Here is a 15,797-nt window from a genome sequence, read left to right on the forward strand (position 1 = left end):
TACGGAACATTCGCATCCGCCGAATGAGCGCTGTCACAGCCGATCCGTGCTTACGAAGTGCTCCGGGCGGCAATACGTATCGGTATGTCGAGCCGCAGCCAGGAGGCTGGAGCATGAGCATGTGGTGGTCACTCCATTTGCGGCGCGAAGCTGCGAGCGTTCCGCTCGCCCGTCGTTTTCTGCTCGGCACCATGGAGACCGCGGGGGTGGATCCGGACATCTCCTACGACCTGTCGGTCGCGCTCAGCGAAGCCTGTGCGAACGCCGTGGAACACGGCGGCGACCTGGGGGACGCCGGTGACCTCGCCGGCCTCGGTCCCACCGGTGACGAGCAGCCCGGACGTGGTTCCGGCCAGTACCGGGTCACCGCCTATCTGGACGGCGAGAAATGCCGTATCGAAGTCGCCGACTCGGGGCCCGGTTTCCCCGCCCGGCGCTCGCTTCGCACCGCCGCGCAGCAGTCCGCCGGGTCTCCGGCGGATCAGCAGCCGCCCGCAGGGCACACGCCGGCAGGTCACCCGTCGCCCGTGCGCCCGACGGGCGGGCACCCGGCGGGAACGCCGCCGGTGATGGCGGAGAGCGGCCGGGGACTCGGCCTGATCGAGGAGCTCGCCGATCACGTCCACTTCGGCAACCGCCCGGGGCGTGGTGCGGTCGTGAGCTTCGACAAGGTTCTGAAATGGCGGGAGGGCGCGCTGCTCATGGTGTCCTGAGCAGCGCGCCCTCCCGGCGTACGGGGCGGGCGCGGCCCCGCGCCCGGCCTGTGTCAGCCCTTGAGCCGGCCCATCCACGCCTCGACCTCGTCGGCCCGCCGCGGCAGCTTGTCGGACAGATTCCGGTTGCCGTCCTCGGTGACCAGGATGTCGTCCTCGATCCGGACGCCGATGCCCCGGTACTCCTCGGGCACGGTCAGGTCATCGGCCTGGAAGTACAGTCCGGGCTCGACGGTGAGGCACACGCCGGGCTCCAGGGTGCCGTTGACGTACGACTCGGTGCGTGCGGCGGCGCAGTCGTGGACGTCCATGCCGAGCATGTGGCCGGTGCCGTGCAGGGTCCAGCGGCGCTGCAGGCCCAGCTCCAGGACCTTCTCCACGGTCAGGTCGCCCAGCAGGCCCCACTCGACCAACTTCTCGGTGAGGACGCGCTGCGCGGCGTCGTGGAAGTCGCGGAAGGCGGCGCCGGGCTTGACGGCCGCGATGCCCGCTTCCTGGGCCTCGTACACGGCGTCGTAGATCTTCCGCTGCAGCGGGGTGAACGTGCCGTTGATCGGCAGCGTCCGTGTCACGTCCGCGGTGTAGAGCTCGTCGGTCTCCACACCGGCGTCGAGGAGCAGCAACTCACCGGAGCGGACCGCTCCGTCGTTGCGGACCCAGTGCAGCGTCGTGGCGTGCGGGCCGGCCGCGCAGATCGAGCCGTAGCCGATGTCGTTGCCCTCGACCCGGGCGCGCAGGAAGAAGGTGCCCTCGATGTAGCGCTCACTGGTCGCCTCGGCCCTGTCGAGGACCTTCACGACGTCCTCGAAGCCGCGTGCCGTGGCGTCGCAGGCCTTCTGCAGCTCGGAGACCTCGAAGGCGTCCTTGACCAGACGGGCCTCGGAGAGGAAGACACGCAGTTCTTCGTCGCGTTCGGCGGTGACCTTGTCGGTCAGGGCGCTCTCGATGCCCGCGTCGTGGCCGCGGACGTTGCGTACCGGACCGGTGGCCTCGGCCAGCGCGGCCGGGAGCTCGCGGACGTCCTTCGCGGGGATGCCCAGCAGCTGCTCGGCCTCGGCGAGGGAGTGGCGGCGGCCGACCCAGAGCTCGCCCTGGCCGTCGAGCCAGAACTCCCCGTTCTCGCGGTTGGAACGGGGCAGCAGGTAGACCGTCGCGTCGTGCCCGGCCGTGTCGCCGGAGCCGGTCGGTTCCAGCACCAGGACGCTGTCCTGGTTCCGGTCGCCGGTGAGGTAGGCGTACTCGGTGGAAGGACGGAAGGCGTACTCGGTGTCGTTGGAGCGGGTCTTCAGGTTGCCCGCGGGAATGACGAGCCGCTCGCCGGGGAAGCGCGCGGAGAGCGCGGCGCGGCGGGCGGCGGTGTGCTCGGCCTGGGCGATCGGCTCGAGGCCGTGGAGCTCGGTGTCGGCCCAGCCGGACTTCATGCTTTCGGCGAGCTCATCGGAAATGCCCGGGTACAGGCCGTTCTTCCGCTGCTTGATCGGCTCTGCTTCGGTGGCTTCCGGGGTCTCCGGGGTGAGCTCCTCAGACACGATTTGTCTCTCCTTATACGACACTGGACCCCATCCATCGTACGGGCGTACGGAAGGGGGCCCAGGGCCGGAAGACCTCTTACCGGTCCGGTGCGGCCGTCAGTCGAAGTGCGCGGCCAGCAGGACCACGTCCTCGGTGCCGTCGCTCCGGTCCAGGCCTTCGGGCAGGACGGTCCGCAGAACATGGTCGGCGACGGCTCCCGGGTCGTGGCGCAGCGCCTTCGGCACGCCGGCGGCCGCCGCGTGCAGTCGTGCGAAGGCCCGGTCCATGGGATCGCCGGTGCGGCGCAGCAGCCCGTCGGTGTAGAGCAGCACGGTCTCGCCGGGGGCGGGAGTGAACTCCACGCTCGGCGCTTCCCAGCAGGCCAGTATGCCCAGGGGTGCGGAGAGCGTCGTCTCCACGAACTCGGTGCGCCGGTCGCCGATGACGAGCGGCGGGGTGTGTCCGGCCCCGGCGAGCAGGATCGTGCGGCGTTCGGGTTCGCAGTAGGCGTAGAGCGCGGTGGCGGAGCAGGCCGGTTCGGTCAGCCGCAGGAGGAGTTCGAGATCGGAGAGTACGGCGACGGGGTCCTCGCCCTCCATGACGGCGTAGGCCCGTAGTCCGGCGCGGAGCCTGCCCATCGCGGCCAGGGCGCTCGGACCGGAACCGCCGACCGAGCCGACGGCGAGGCCGAGCGCGTTGTCCGGGAGGGGGAGTGCGTCGTACCAGTCGCCGCCGCCCTTCGGGGCGGTCCGGTGGCGGACGGCCAGCTGTACTCCGGGCACCCGGGGCAGCCTGGTGGGGAGCAGCTCCTCGGCGATGATCGCGGCATCCGCTTTGGCGCGTTCCAGTTCCAGGAGGCGGGCGAGGTGCTCGGTGGCGTAGCGGGCGTACAGGCCGACGAGGTGGCACTGGCGTTCCAGTGGTTCCGCGGGCTCGTCGTACAGCCAGACGGCCACGCCGAGCCGGCCGGAGGTTCGGGTGGCGAGCGGGAGCGTGTAGCTGGCGGCGTACCCGAGCGTGGCGGCGACTTCGCGGCAGCGGGGGTCGATGCCGTCGTCGCCGAGGATGTCGGGGCTGGCCAGGGGGGTGTCGGTGTCCGGGAGGCCGTCGAGGAAGCGGCCGTAGGAGGTGGCGTTGCGCGGCACGGTCTCGATGGTTCCGAGGTCGGCGTGGGCGAGTCCAAGGCCGATGGTGAGGGAGGGGCCGCCGCCGTCGGCCGGTTCGAGGACCAGGAGTCCGCGGCGGGCTCCGACCAGAGCCGCTCCGGCGCCCAGCAGTTCGTGGAGGGCGGTGTCGAGGGTGCTGGTTCCGGCCAGTCGCTCGGTCAGCTCGTGCAGCGTGGTCAGGTCGGAGACCCAGCCCGCCAGCCGGTCCTGGATGAACGCTCCCGGTGCGGCGGGCACAGCCCTGAGGGGTGCTGCAGTGTGCGTTGAAACAGGAACCATGGGATCGATTCCAGCCACTTTCGGCAGGTGTGGGGCGCTCATGATCGCCGGCTTTCCGACGGGTGTGTTTGGTCGAATAGCATGGCAAACCCCCATGTCATTCTGCGCCGCTATCAGTGCATCCACATGTACACGTACAAGTAAGGTGATGTCCAGCATTGTCCTTGCGATATTTGTGGTGTCCAAGGGTCTGTTAAGTTGGCCAAAAAATGCACCCCCGCGCAGCTATTTGCGGTCGACTGGGTGTGCTCGACAGGGGGCGCCCTCGGGGTGAAGTGCCGGAGGGAGCGTCATCCCGGGCAAGCTGGGTACGTAACCGTTGATGGCCAGGGGCAGTTCCGATCGCCCCGGAACCCGACAGCGCGCCCGGACGTCCTCACCCGTGACGGCCGCACCCCCCACCCGCGAGTGGCGGGGTTTGCACAAGGGACGGCAAGCGCGACGCGCACGCCGCCCGCGCGATGTATTGACTGGACTCGGCTCGGTTCCACACGGTTCGACTCGGCTCAGCTCCATTCTGTTCGGTTCCACTCTGCTCGGCTCGGCTCACGCTCGGCGCGGACTGCCTGTCCGTACCGCAGCCCGGTGAGCATGCACGCACAGCGAAGAGACGCACACGTGGTGTAACGAACACGTGGTGTGATGTGGACCTCGGCGTTCAACGGAAAGGAACGAGCGCTCATGCGCGAGATCCTCGGAAGGCGACGCAGGCACCGGCCCCGGCGCAAGGCAAGTTCCGCCCAGCTCGACGCGGCGCTGACCTGTGCCACCGCTTGGAAATGGCCCGTCCTCCCCGGAGCGGGACTGGCGACGGCAGGTGTGCGCGGCGAGCGCGGCCGCGGCTGCGCCTGCCCCGATCCCGAGTGCGCCGTACCCGGCGCACATCCCTTCGACCCCGGTCTCCTTGCGGCGACCACCGACGCGCGCATGGTGCGCTGGTGGTGGACCAACCGGCCGGCCGCTCCCGTCGTGCTGGCCACCGGTGGCCAGGCGCCCTGCGCGCTGAGCCTTCCGGCCGTGGCGGGTGCCCGGGCGCTGACCGCGCTCGATGCCATGGGGCTGAGACTCGGCCCGGTGGTGGCGACGCCGACCCGCTGGTCGCTGCTGGTCGCTCCGTACACCCTGGAGCGGCTCGGCGAGCTGCTGCACGCCCAGGACCGGGTGCCCAGCTCCCTGAGGTTCCACGGTGAGGGCGGCTACCTCATCCTGCCCCCGTCCGAGGTGGGTACGGGGCAGGTGCGGTGGGAACGGGCACCGCTGGCCGGTCCGGCCGCGCCGTGGCTCCCGGATGTGGAATCGGTCCTGGACGCGCTCGTCGAAGCGAGCAACAGCGCTCCCGACGGCGGCAGCCGGCTCGCGTACTGACGGACCGGTGACGGCTGCGGGAAACCGCTGACGCAGGAACGACGGGCGGCTCACTCGTAAGGGTGTGAGTCCGCCCGTGTTCTGCGTGAACAACCGGCGGGCGCGCGCTGGACGAGCTCAATTCGTGCCCAAATCCCCGCCCCTCATCGAATGGATACCCGTGCCGCGCGCAAAATGCGCTGATGGCAGGCTTTCTGATGACCTTTCCGCAGAGGATGACGAAAACGGTGCGGGGTGGAAGTCGGGCGGAAGTCCTGGTGGAAGTCGTGCGGAAGTCGGGGTGGAAGTCGAGGGGCACATGCTCATGCCGAGCCCTCGCCCATGCGTACAACGCCTCTGGTGGTGCCGGACATCTGTCCGAAAGCAAACACTCCGTCACCGCCCGTAGCCCTGAGGGGAGACGGCGCGCGCCGGTGTTCCCGGACCTTCGGTGTGCGTATCGGAACCCCTCCGCGTGCAACGGCCGAGGCGTGCGGCCGGCGGCGGAACGCGTGCGCGGAGGGGGCGCCGGTATCGGGGGCGGTCAGAGTGCCGTGGCGGGGCCACTCCGCCGGTGCTCCGGCGTGCGCCTCCGCGTGTCCCGCCCGGAAATGCGGACGCCCGGCCGCTGGCGACGGGGGATGCACCAGCGACCGGGCTTCCAGAACGGTAACAAGAGATCTGCTGTGAGCAAATTCGATCTCGCCTATTCGGACAGCAATTTACTTGCGAGTACGACGAGTTGTGACCGGGGTCACCGAACCGTCCGCAGCGTGATCACTGTCAGCTGAGCGTCACTTGGCGGTTGGTGAGCCCACCACGTGCCCGCCGCTCCTCGCCGGTGAGCGGGGCGTCCGACGCGAGAGCCTCGGCGAGCTGCTCCGCGAACTTCGCCGCGGGCTTCTCGCACTCCTCGGCACCCATCGCGGAGGGGAGGTCCCAGACCGGGACCATCAGCCCGTGCGCCCGGAACGAGCCGACCAGCCTCGTTCCCTCACCGAGCGAGGACGCGCCCGCCGCGTGCAGTCGCGCGAGCGCGTCCAGGAGCTGCTCCTCCGGGTGCGGCATGACCCAGCGCAGGTGGTTCTTCTCCGGCGTCTCGCACCAGTACGCGGCGTCCACCCCGGAGAGCAGCGTGGTCGGGATCGCCGCGGCGTTGGCGCGCTCCAGGGATGCCGACACCTCGGGGGTGGCGTTCTCCGCGTCCGGGACCCAGAACTCGAAACCTGAGTGCACAACCGGCTCGAACGCGGCGCTCGGGTCGAGGACGTCCTGCAGCCGAGGGCCCTCGGCGGACACACGGCGGGCGGCGACCGGCGAACCGGGCTCGGCCTCCAGTGCCCGCTGCAGGGTGTCGGCGAGGTCGCGGCTGAGGTCGCCGGAGGAGGTGTCGTTCTGCAGGGCGAGCAGGACGGAACCGTCGTCGCGGCGCAGAGCCGGCCACGCCATCGGCAGCACGGTTGCGAGCGTCACGGACGGTACGCCCTCGGGCAGACCGCCCTTCAGCGTCAGCTCGACGGTGGCGGCGGGCACCAGTTCGCGCAGGGCGATCCAGTCGCACTCCCCGGAAAGTCCCTCGAAGGGGCGCTGGACCAGCTCGGTCACGGCCTGGGCGGCGGCACGTCCGTGACACGCCTTGTAGCGGCGGCCCGAACCGCAGGGGCAGGGCTCACGGGCCCCGACGACCGGGATCTCACCATCCTTGAGCTGCTGCTTCCCGGCCTTGGACTGAGGGCGCTTCTTGGCCATGGTGGGCGTTCTCCCGATCGTGACGGTGCGGTCTCCGGCGCGAGCCTAGCCGCCCCCGCCACCGCGGGGTCACACCTGCTGCCGGGCCCGCCGCGGCCCCGTGCCGGCAGTTCCGCCCGGAGTCCGGACGGCTGCTGCCCGCGCCGCCCCTGCCGAGCCTCTTCAGTCCGCGTCGTCGAAGGCGTCGAAGGCGTCGGCGAAGTCCATACCGTCGAGTGCGCCGAGCCCGTGATCCGCGGAGACCAGGGCCCATACGGTGACCTCACCCGAGGTGTCGTCCCGTACGCCCCACTCCTGGGCGAGGGCGCTGATGATGTTGAGCCCTCGTCCGCCGCGCGCGGTGACCGACGGGGTGGCCGGAATCGGCCTGGTCGGGCCGCCCCCGTCCGTGACCTCGACCGTCAGGCCGCCCGTTCTGTCGACGCGCCATGCGGCGCGGACATCGCCGTCACCGACCTCTGTGTGCAGGCCCAGGGGCCTGCCGTGACGGCAGGCGTTGCTGAGCAGTTCGGAAAGGATCAATACGGCATCGTCGACAACCGTGTCCGACACCCCGTTGCTGCGCAGCTGCTCACGCATGCAGTGCCGTGCCTGCCCCACGCCTGCAGGGCCATGAGGAACGGCCATGCTCGACGACGTGGGCACCTCTTGTGCCACCACCAACGTCACCCCCGAGACCTCCTTCTCCCCACGCCACGGATTGGATGCCCCCCTGGGCTTCACCGGAAACCGGCCAAAGCCCTGCCAGTGATGCACTCGTAACGATCGATTGCGGAGCGAATGCGCCGGTGTACCCCCTGTAACTGATGTTAAAAGCGGCCCAGTTGCGAAAGGACCTGCTTTGGGCGGTTTGTAATGATTGCTTCCACGCCGAGGCTTACGCAGAGCTCGACGTCCTCCGGCTCGTTCACCGTCCATACGTGCACGCGGTGGCCTGCCCGGTGCAGGCGCTCGATGTACCCGGGGTTGCTGCGCACGATCCGCATCCCGGGACCGGCGATCCGGGCGCCGGCCGGAAGCCGCCCGTCGCGCAGTCGCGGCGAGACGAACTGCATCAGGAAGACGGTGGGCAGGGTGGGTGCCGCCGCGCGGACGCGGTAGAGGGACCGTGCGGAGAAGCTCATGACGCGTACGGGGGAGGGGCCGCCCGTCGGCGGACTGTCCAGGCCGAACTGCTTGAGCAGCAGGAGGAGGCGTTCCTCCACCTGCCCGGCCCAGCGGGTGGGGTGCTTGGTCTCGATGGCCAGCTGGAGCGGCCGCCCGGTGGCCCGTACCTCGCTGACCAGCTCGAGGAGCCGTTCCAGCGTGAGTACGGAGGTGAGCTCACCCGGCACCGGATCCCAGTCCGGGGACTCCTCGTGGTCCTTCCACGAGCCGAAGTCGAGTGCGGCGAGGTCGGCGAGTTCCAGGGCGGAGACCGCACCGCGCCCGTTGGAGGTGCGGTTCACCCTGCGGTCGTGCACACAGACGAGCTGTCCGTCCGCGGTGAGGCGGACGTCGCACTCCAAGGCGTCGGCGCCGTCCTCGATCGCCTTCCGGTAGGCGGCCAGTGTGTGCTCGGGTGCGTCGTCCGAGGCCCCGCGGTGGGCGATGACCTGGATGGGAGGGGGCATGCTGTGCTGCCGTGCGTGGGTCACCGCGTCATGGTGCCACCGTGACGCGGCGGGTGCGGGCACCTTGTCACGGGGGACCGTTTTGCCTGATGTAAAGATTGGTGTGCGGATGCACAGGTCCTGCTTACAGTGGCCTGACGTGCTGTGGGAAAAGCTGACCGCAGACACGTGCACAGCGGATCTCTTGCCGAATGCCGAGTGGAACCGAGGAGTAAAGAGCTGTGAGCACCGAGAACGAGGGCAACGAGGGCAACACGGTTCCGTCCGTACCGTCTGTTCCGTCCGCACCTCCCGTGCCGGCTGCCGCTCCCGAGGGCACCCCGCCGGGCGGCATGCCGGCGTCCGGGGCCACCCCGGCCCCTCCCGCGGACGCGCCGACGGCTCAGATTCCGGCTGCCGCCGCGCACCGGTCCGACCCCGAGCCGTCCCTGTTGCAGCGCGAACAGCCGCAGTACCCCTATGAGCCGCCGTCGCAGCAGCCCCCTGCCGGTCCGGCCTCCTGGCCGCCGCCTCCTCCGGCCGTCCCGTCGTACGCGGACGGTGGCGGCACCCCGGTGTGGGGCGCCCCGGTCGCGGCGGAGCCGGAAGGTCCCCGCAAGCGGCGCGCGAGCGGTCTGATCGCGGCCGTCGCGGCGGCCGCGCTCGTCGCGGGCGGCGTCGGCGGAGCCCTCGGCTACTGGGCCGCCGACAGCAACGACTCCGGTTCCTCGTCGGGATCGACCACGGTGGCCGCCTCCAACAGCCCCAAGGACTTCAAGCGCGAGGCGGGCACGGTCGCGGGCGTCGCGGCGAACGCGCTGCCCAGCGTGGTCACCATCGACGCGCAGTCCGGCGACGGCGAGGGCGGCACGGGCACCGGCTTCGTGTACGACAAGGAGGGCCACATCCTCACGAACAACCACGTGGTGGCCTCCGCGGCGGACAACGGCCAGCTGACGGCGACGTTCTCCGACGGCAAGAAGTACGACGCCGAAGTGGTCGGCCGGGCACAGGGTTACGACGTGGCCGTCCTGAAGCTGAAGAACGCGCCGGACGGACTGACCCCGCTGCCCCTCGGTGACTCCGAGAAGGTCGCGGTGGGCGATTCGACGATCGCGATCGGCGCGCCGTTCGGTCTGTCCAACACGGTCACCACCGGCATCATCAGCGCCAAGAACCGTCCGGTCGCGTCCGGCGACGGTTCCAGCAACAAGAACTCGTACATGAGCGCCCTGCAGACCGACGCCTCGATCAACCCGGGCAACTCCGGCGGTCCGCTCCTGGACGCGGGCGGTGCGGTCATCGGCATCAACTCCGCCATCCAGTCGACCACCGGGGGCGGCGCGGGCCAGTCCCAGGCGGGCTCCATCGGCCTCGGCTTCGCCATCCCCGTCAACCAGGCGAAGAACGTCGCCGAACAGCTGATCAAGACCGGGCAGCCGGTCTACCCGGTGATCGGCGCGACGGTCACGATGGAGGAGAAGACCGGCGGCGCCACGATCTCGGACCAGGGTGCGGCAGGCACCCCCGCCGTCACGCCTAACGGGCCTGCGGCCAAGGCCGGTTTGAAGGCCGGCGACGTGATCACGAAGTTCAACGACACGGTGGTCGAGAGCGGGCCGACCCTGATCGGCGAGATCTGGACCCACAAGCCGGGCGACAAGGTCACGCTCACCTACAAGCGCGACGGCAAGACGGCAACGGCCGAACTCGTCCTGGGCGAGCGCAAGGGCGACAGCTGACCGGCTGAGACAGTCCGAACGCTGCGCAGGGGAGGGGCCGCCGAAATCTTCGGCAGCCCCTCCCCCGCGTGGGGCCGTAGTGACGCGACAGCAGCTGCGGCCGGCAACAGGCTTGTGGCCCACCTCATGCCGGGGTTGCCCGGGAGGATCAGTGACCCGGTACGCTGTAGGCGCTCCGCTGCAGGTGGGCGGGGCGAGGGTGGGTTGCCCGAGCGGCCTAAGGGAACGGTCTTGAAAACCGTCGTGGCAGCGATGTCACCGTGGGTTCAAATCCCACACCCACCGCAGGTGAACGGCCTCTGACCAGCAATCTTGGTCGGGGCCGTTCGCAATACCGCTCACTGTGATCGCCCCATGTCCCCGTGGTTCCCCGTCTGTTCGGGCACGGGAGGGGCACTGCGCGGTGCACGCCACGGCGCGGTGCACGCCACGGGGCGGCTGTTTGGTCACACCTCTCTGCTGCTTTGATCAGCTCGTGACGCACACCGATGCCCCGACTGGTTACCGATCAGGGCAGATGAGTCTGTCCGTCGTCTTCGGCGGGGCATCCGTTGCCTTCTGGTTCTGCTGCCCGTTCTGGATGCTCGTCTGGCTGATGGCCCTGCCGCTCGGCCTTGCAGGTCTTGTCCGGGGTTCCATCGAATACCGCGCTGCCTCGCGTCAAAGCGCGGGTCGTGGTCCGTCTGTGACCGGCCTGGCCCTCTCGTCCATAGGGACGGTGGCGGCAGTCGCGTACATGATCTTTGTGTTCACCCATCCCGACCTGCCGATTCAGGAGTAGGTCGGCGCAGCGGCTTGGGGCTGGAGCTGCCAAGGGGCGAGAGCTCATGGCTCCTACGCTCGCCGTGAATCGGGCAGTCTCCTGACCTGCCCGCAATTGCCCGATCGGGGCCATGATCTTCGAGGCTCGCCAAATGGTGGCTACGTAAAGCCGTGGAGCCGACCGCCCCAGCCGCCACGGGCTACGTCTCGAAGCGTCCACTCCGTAGATCTCGCGGAGGTATTCCGGGGACTCGAAGGCGAGCGTGACGCTCGGGTGCTCCTTGGACTCGAAGCAGAAGATGGAGAGCCGCAGGTTCCCTTCCGTGTCGAGGTTGCCCACCGGTCGCCGGCCCGCGGCCGGAGCGGCCCGGCGGTAGTACTCCAGCGCCTCCGCACGGCTCCCGTCGTACGCGTAGAGCCGTTGCGCGGTCAGTCCCGCGTCCCCGCTGTCGATGCAGTACGCCGTCGGCCCCGTCCCGTCCCCGAGGGGGTGTGGCCCGCGGCGGGCGCAGCGCCGGCGCCGGCAGCTCGTCGAGCTTCGCGACAGCGGCGCCGGTGCCCTCGCACGTCGTGAAGGAGGAGATCAGGGAACAGCCGCTCAGTGCCGTCCCGACCAGCAGGGCCGCCGGTAATAGCCGCAAACCGGACAGTTCATGGCGGAAGGGTAGCGGGGGCGCGGAGCGCGGCCGAGACGTGGCGACCGCACCGATGACTCGGGTGGGGCCCGGACGCGCCCCACCGGTGACGAGCGGGCATGAACGGTGCGTCAGCCGCGGTGGTGCCCCGTCAGTTCCCTGTCCGGCGGGTGTGAATGGGGCGTGTGGCTGGGGTCAGAGGCTTTCAGGGCGTTCCGATGTCAGGCGGGCCGCTGAGGCGATCGCCGCGCGGGCCTCCTGTTCGGAGAGGCCTGTGCGGACCGCGGCGTCGGTCAGGGCGTCCGCGAGCGCGTCGCCGAAGCCGTGTTCGTAGGCGCGGCACGCCGCCCAGAAGAGGCGGGTGTTGCGCTGGCCCTCGTGGGCGGCGAGCACGAACTGGACGAGGCCCTGTCCCTGGCCGGCGCGGGAAGGGCGGCTCGTGACGTGGTGGGGGCGCGCGGGGGGCGTGAGTAGGCGCAGGAGGGCGCGTGGGCACGGGGCGGGCGAGAGGTGGGCCGTGCCGGGGGCGAGCCGGTACCTGCCGTGGGCGGTGACCGAGCCGGGTCCGACCAGATAGCCGCCGCTGCCGCGGACGTCGATGCCCGCGGCGAGGCGGCTCGCGGAGTTGGGCACGGTGCTGCCGGACGGTCCTGTCAGCCACAGGTGGCGGCCACCGCTGGGGGTCAGCACCGTCACCGTGGCCGGGATGGTGAACAGGTGCTGGAGGGCGATCTGCTGGAGTGCGGCCACGGAGTCGTTGCCGTGCGCCCCGTCGATGTCCAGGTCGATGCCGATGAGGCGGTGGGGAGGCCGTCCGCAGGCGATTCCGTATCCGGTGGCCCGGGGCGCGGCGGCGAAGAGCGCCCGCACCGCGGCCGGGTCGGTCGTGGCGTCGTGGACGCCGTGACCGGGCAGTCCGCAGGCGCCCCGGCAGCGTACGGGAGGGTCCTCGCCGTGATGCGGGGAGCGCAGTGCGGGGAGCTTGGTCGCGGACAGGGGGAAGACGGGGAGCCCGCGTTCGGCGGCGGAGAGCGCGTGCGCCAGGGCCAGGGTGGCGGTCTGCCGGTCGATGATGGCCATGGCTCTATGTTCGTACAGATGTTCGAAGAAGGGAAGGGGGTAAAAGGCGTGCGGGCCGGCGGAACGCTTCTTCCTGTGCGGTGCGCGGGGTGGGAGTGTGTGACGACTTGAGGGTGTGCGCGAGGTTTATCGGGTGTTACTCATGCTTGCGGGGGAATCGGGAACCGTGGGTGGTTCGCCATGGATTCGCTGGGCAACTTTCGTCTCGCGACGTCGTGACCAGCACCGAGGCGGTCGGCCAACTGCTTCGGAACCAGCCGTACCAAGCCGTACTTCCAGTCCCTGGAGGAATTGACATGGCAAGCACCCGTACCGCCCGCGCCCTCGCCGCCGTTGCCGCCCTGCCTCTCGCTGCCGCACTGTTCGGCGGTGTCGCGGTCGCCGACAACGGCTCGTTCGCGAGCGACGGCTCGAACGCGGCGGTGGCGACGATCGGGTCCGCCGGAGTCGGAGGGAACAACTCCGGCAATTCATCGACCTCGCTGCAGCAGGCCGTCGGCTCCGGCGCATCGAACCACAGCAATTCGGCCCAGGTGAGCGGATCGGCCTTCACCGCGATCGACCAGTCCACGGACATCGTCGCGGTCAACTTCTCGCCGCTCTGGTGAGCGCCCGGCCGAGGGTGCCGGGGGGTCGACACCCGGCTGGCTGAGCAGCGGTCTGCGGGGCGGCACTCCGGTGCGCCCCGCAGACCGCTGTCCGTCCGTCCGGGCGGGGCGCCCGCGCGGCCCTTCCTCGGGGTGAGGACCCTGAGGGTGGCCGGCGGTCCCTCCACCTTCAGGAGGTGGAGCCTGCCCCACCCCTACAACCTGAGGCGGACGCCGCTTCGGGACCTGGGGCCGATCCCCTCGACGGTGCCCGCTCCTAGCGTGGAGACATGACCACGCCAGTCTGCACCGGCGCCTCCAGGGCAGTCGCTGCTTCCGCCGGACACCCGCGTTACACGTCGTTCTCGTCGTACGTACGGGCACGGGGCCCCGTACTGCTGCGTACCGCCCGCTCCCTCACCGCGAACCCGAGCGATGCCGAGGATCTGCTGCAGACCGCTCTCACCAAGACGTACGTCGCCTGGGAGCGGATCGAGGACCACCGGGCACTCGACGGATACGTCCGCCGGGCCCTGGTGAACACCCGCACCTCTCAGTGGCGCAAGCGCAAGGTCGACGAGTTCGCCTGCGAGGAGCTGCCCGAGAAGGAGGCCGCTCCCGCGCCGGACCCCGCCGAGCAGCAGGTGCTGCACGACGCGATGTGGCATGCCGTGATGAAGCTCCCCGACCGCCAGCGGGCCATGGTCGTCCTCCGGTACTACGAGGATCTCAGCGAAGCCCAGACGGCCGATGTCCTCGGGGTGTCCATAGGTACGGTCAAGAGCGCCGTGTCACGTGCGCTCGGGAAGCTCCGCGAGGACCCGGGACTCGATCCTGTCCGGTGAAGCCGGGAGCGTGCCCGTGACAGCCCGATTTTGCCGACCGACACCGATTCGTACTCCCGGAAGTAGTGACATACCAAGTGGTATGTGAGCAGAATCAGCGCAACCTTACTGCCGCGTAGCGCCCACCGGGAGGACGCCGTGCTGAGCACCATGCAGGACGTACCGCTGACTGTGACCCGCATCCTGAAGCATGGGATGACCATCCATGGGAAGTCACAGGTCACGACCTGGACCGGCGAACCAGAGCCGCAACGGCGCAGTTTCGCCGAGATCGGCAGGCGCGCCACACAACTGGCCCACGCCCTGCACGACGAACTCGGCATCGATGGCGACCAGCGCGTCGCCACCCTCATGTGGAACAACGCGGAGCACGTGGAGGCGTACCTGGCGATTCCCTCCATGGGCGCCGTGCTGCACACGCTGAACCTCAGGCTGCCGGCCGAGCAGCTGGTGTGGATCGTCAACCACGCGGACGACAAGGTCGTTCTCGTCAACGGTTCGCTGCTGCCCCTCCTCGTGCCGCTGCTCCCCCGCCTGCCGTCCATCGAGCACGTGGTCGTCGCCGGGCCGGGCGACCGCTCCGGGCTCGAGGGAATCGCGCCACGGGTACACGAGTACGAGGACCTGATCGCCGGCCGCCCCACCACGTACGACTGGCCCGAGCTGGACGAACGCCAGGCCGCCGCCATGTGCTACACCTCCGGGACCACCGGGGACCCCAAGGGCGTCGTCTACTCCCACCGGTCCGTCTACCTGCACTCCATGCAGGTCAACATGGCCGAGTCGATGGGCCTGACGGATAAGGACACGACCCTGGTGGTCGTCCCGCAGTTCCATGTGAACGCCTGGGGGCTGCCGCACGCGACGTTCATGACCGGCGTCAACATGCTCATGCCCGACCGTTTCCTCCAGCCGGCTCCGCTCGCCGACATGATCGAGCAGGAGAGGCCGACCCACGCGGCCGCCGTTCCCACGATCTGGCAGGGCCTGCTGGCCGAGGTCACCGCGAAACCGCGTGACCTCACCTCCATGGCCCGCGTCACCATCGGCGGCGCCGCCTGTCCACCCTCCCTGATGGAGGCCTACGACAAGCTGGGCGTCCGCCTCTGCCACGCCTGGGGAATGACGGAGACCTCACCGCTCGGCACCATGGCCAACCCGCCCGCCGGACTGACGGCCGAGCAGGAGTGGCCGTACCGCATCACCCAGGGCCGTTTCCCGGCCGGGGTCGAGGGGCGCCTGGTCGGCCCGGGCGGCGAGCACCTGCCCTGGGACGGAGAGTCCGCGGGTGAACTGGAAGTCCGCGGTCCCTGGATCGCCGGCTCGTACTACGGCGGTGCGAACGGCGAGGACCTGCGCCCCGAGGACAAGTTCAGTGAGGACGGCTGGCTGAAGACCGGCGACGTCGGTGTGATCAGCTCCGACGGCTTCCTCACGCTCACCGACCGCGCCAAGGACGTCATCAAGTCCGGCGGGGAGTGGATCTCCAGCGTCGACCTGGAGAACGCGATCATGGCGCACCCCGACGTGGCGGAGGCCGCGGTCGTCGCGGTCCCCGACGACAAGTGGGGTGAGCGCCCCCTCGCCACGGTCGTCCTGAAGGAGGGTGCCACGGCCGACTACGCGGCGCTCAGGACCTTCCTCGCCCAGTCCGTCGCCAAGTGGCAGCTCCCGGAGCGCTGGTCGATCATTCCGGCGGTGCCGAAGACGAGCGTGGGCAAGTTCGACAAGAAGGTGATCCGCAAGCAGTACGCGGACGGTGAGCTGGACGTCACCCAGCTCTGAGCCGGA

At 70.0% G+C, this 15,797-nt stretch carries 13 protein-coding genes and 1 tRNA gene; 8 read left to right on the forward strand and 6 right to left on the reverse strand.

Annotation, left to right across the window (positions count from 1 at the left end):
• Positions 1-113: 113 nt before the first annotated feature.
• Positions 114-713 (forward strand): ATP-binding protein, encoded by a 600-nt coding sequence (locus tag ABZS61_RS21205; RefSeq protein ID WP_356423289.1) that lies wholly within the window; start codon positions 114-116, stop codon positions 711-713.
• A gap of 53 nt (positions 714-766) precedes the next feature.
• On the opposite strand, the gene ABZS61_RS21210 is transcribed toward ABZS61_RS21205, so the two are convergent.
• Both ABZS61_RS21210 and ABZS61_RS21215 read right to left on the reverse strand, forming a co-directional pair.
• Positions 767-2,242 carry an aminopeptidase P family protein gene (locus tag ABZS61_RS21210; RefSeq protein ID WP_356423291.1) on the reverse strand — a complete coding sequence of 492 codons (1,476 nt, stop codon included), beginning with the start codon at positions 2,240-2,242 and terminating at the stop codon, positions 767-769.
• Between the two features lie 99 nt (positions 2,243-2,341).
• On the reverse strand, positions 2,342-3,829 hold the full coding sequence (locus ABZS61_RS21215; RefSeq protein ID WP_356423294.1) for a PP2C family protein-serine/threonine phosphatase: 1,488 nt from the start codon (positions 3,827-3,829) through the stop codon (positions 2,342-2,344).
• 522 nt (positions 3,830-4,351) lie between these two features.
• On the opposite strand from ABZS61_RS21215, the gene ABZS61_RS21220 reads away from it, so the two are divergent.
• A complete protein-coding gene (locus ABZS61_RS21220) occupies positions 4,352-5,035 on the forward strand; it encodes a bifunctional DNA primase/polymerase (protein WP_356423297.1) in 684 nt (227 codons plus the stop codon).
• Between the two features lie 762 nt (positions 5,036-5,797).
• Here ABZS61_RS21220 and ABZS61_RS21225 read toward each other — a convergent pair.
• From ABZS61_RS21225 to ABZS61_RS21235, 3 genes are all read right to left on the reverse strand, one after another.
• Positions 5,798-6,763 carry a DUF5926 family protein gene (locus ABZS61_RS21225; RefSeq protein ID WP_356423300.1) on the reverse strand — a complete coding sequence of 322 codons (966 nt, stop codon included), beginning with the start codon at positions 6,761-6,763 and terminating at the stop codon, positions 5,798-5,800.
• Positions 6,764-6,925: 162 nt separating this feature from the next.
• A complete protein-coding gene (locus ABZS61_RS21230; RefSeq protein ID WP_356423303.1) occupies positions 6,926-7,519 on the reverse strand; it encodes an ATP-binding protein in 594 nt (197 codons plus the stop codon).
• Between the two features lie 53 nt (positions 7,520-7,572).
• Positions 7,573-8,400, reverse strand: coding sequence for a glycerophosphodiester phosphodiesterase (locus ABZS61_RS21235; protein ID WP_356423307.1), 828 nt, complete (start codon positions 8,398-8,400; stop codon positions 7,573-7,575).
• Between the two features lie 197 nt (positions 8,401-8,597).
• Between ABZS61_RS21235 and ABZS61_RS21240 the strand changes: the two genes are divergently transcribed.
• The 3 genes from ABZS61_RS21240 (at position 8,598) to ABZS61_RS21250 (ending at position 10,878) form a co-directional block, all read left to right on the forward strand.
• Entirely contained in the window at positions 8,598-10,097 is a 1,500-nt protein-coding gene (locus ABZS61_RS21240) for a trypsin-like peptidase domain-containing protein (protein WP_356423310.1), read from the forward strand.
• Between the two features lie 198 nt (positions 10,098-10,295).
• Positions 10,296-10,382, forward strand: a tRNA-Ser gene (locus ABZS61_RS21245).
• Between the two features lie 190 nt (positions 10,383-10,572).
• A complete protein-coding gene (locus tag ABZS61_RS21250; RefSeq protein WP_356423313.1) occupies positions 10,573-10,878 on the forward strand; it encodes a hypothetical protein in 306 nt (101 codons plus the stop codon).
• A gap of 811 nt (positions 10,879-11,689) precedes the next feature.
• Here the strand turns inward: ABZS61_RS21250 and ABZS61_RS21255 are convergent.
• A complete protein-coding gene (locus tag ABZS61_RS21255) occupies positions 11,690-12,574 on the reverse strand; it encodes a bifunctional DNA primase/polymerase (protein WP_356423316.1) in 885 nt (294 codons plus the stop codon).
• Between the two features lie 296 nt (positions 12,575-12,870).
• Between ABZS61_RS21255 and ABZS61_RS21260 the strand changes: the two genes are divergently transcribed.
• The 3 genes from ABZS61_RS21260 (at position 12,871) to ABZS61_RS21270 (ending at position 15,791) form a co-directional block, all read left to right on the forward strand.
• Positions 12,871-13,182: a hypothetical protein gene (locus tag ABZS61_RS21260; protein WP_356423319.1), complete on the forward strand. Its 312-nt coding sequence runs from the start codon at positions 12,871-12,873 to the stop codon at positions 13,180-13,182.
• Positions 13,183-13,451: 269 nt separating this feature from the next.
• Positions 13,452-14,006, forward strand: coding sequence for a SigE family RNA polymerase sigma factor (locus ABZS61_RS21265; RefSeq protein WP_356423322.1), 555 nt, complete (start codon positions 13,452-13,454; stop codon positions 14,004-14,006).
• A 138-nt stretch (positions 14,007-14,144) separates the two neighbouring features.
• Complete coding sequence (locus ABZS61_RS21270) at positions 14,145-15,791, forward strand: long-chain fatty acid--CoA ligase (RefSeq protein WP_356423716.1); 1,647 nt, start codon at positions 14,145-14,147, stop codon at positions 15,789-15,791.
• Positions 15,792-15,797: the final 6 nt, after the last annotated feature.

The sequence above is a fragment of the Streptomyces sp. NPDC005566 genome (assembly GCF_040605575.1).
In the GTDB taxonomy this organism is placed as follows: domain Bacteria; phylum Actinomycetota; class Actinomycetes; order Streptomycetales; family Streptomycetaceae; genus Streptomyces.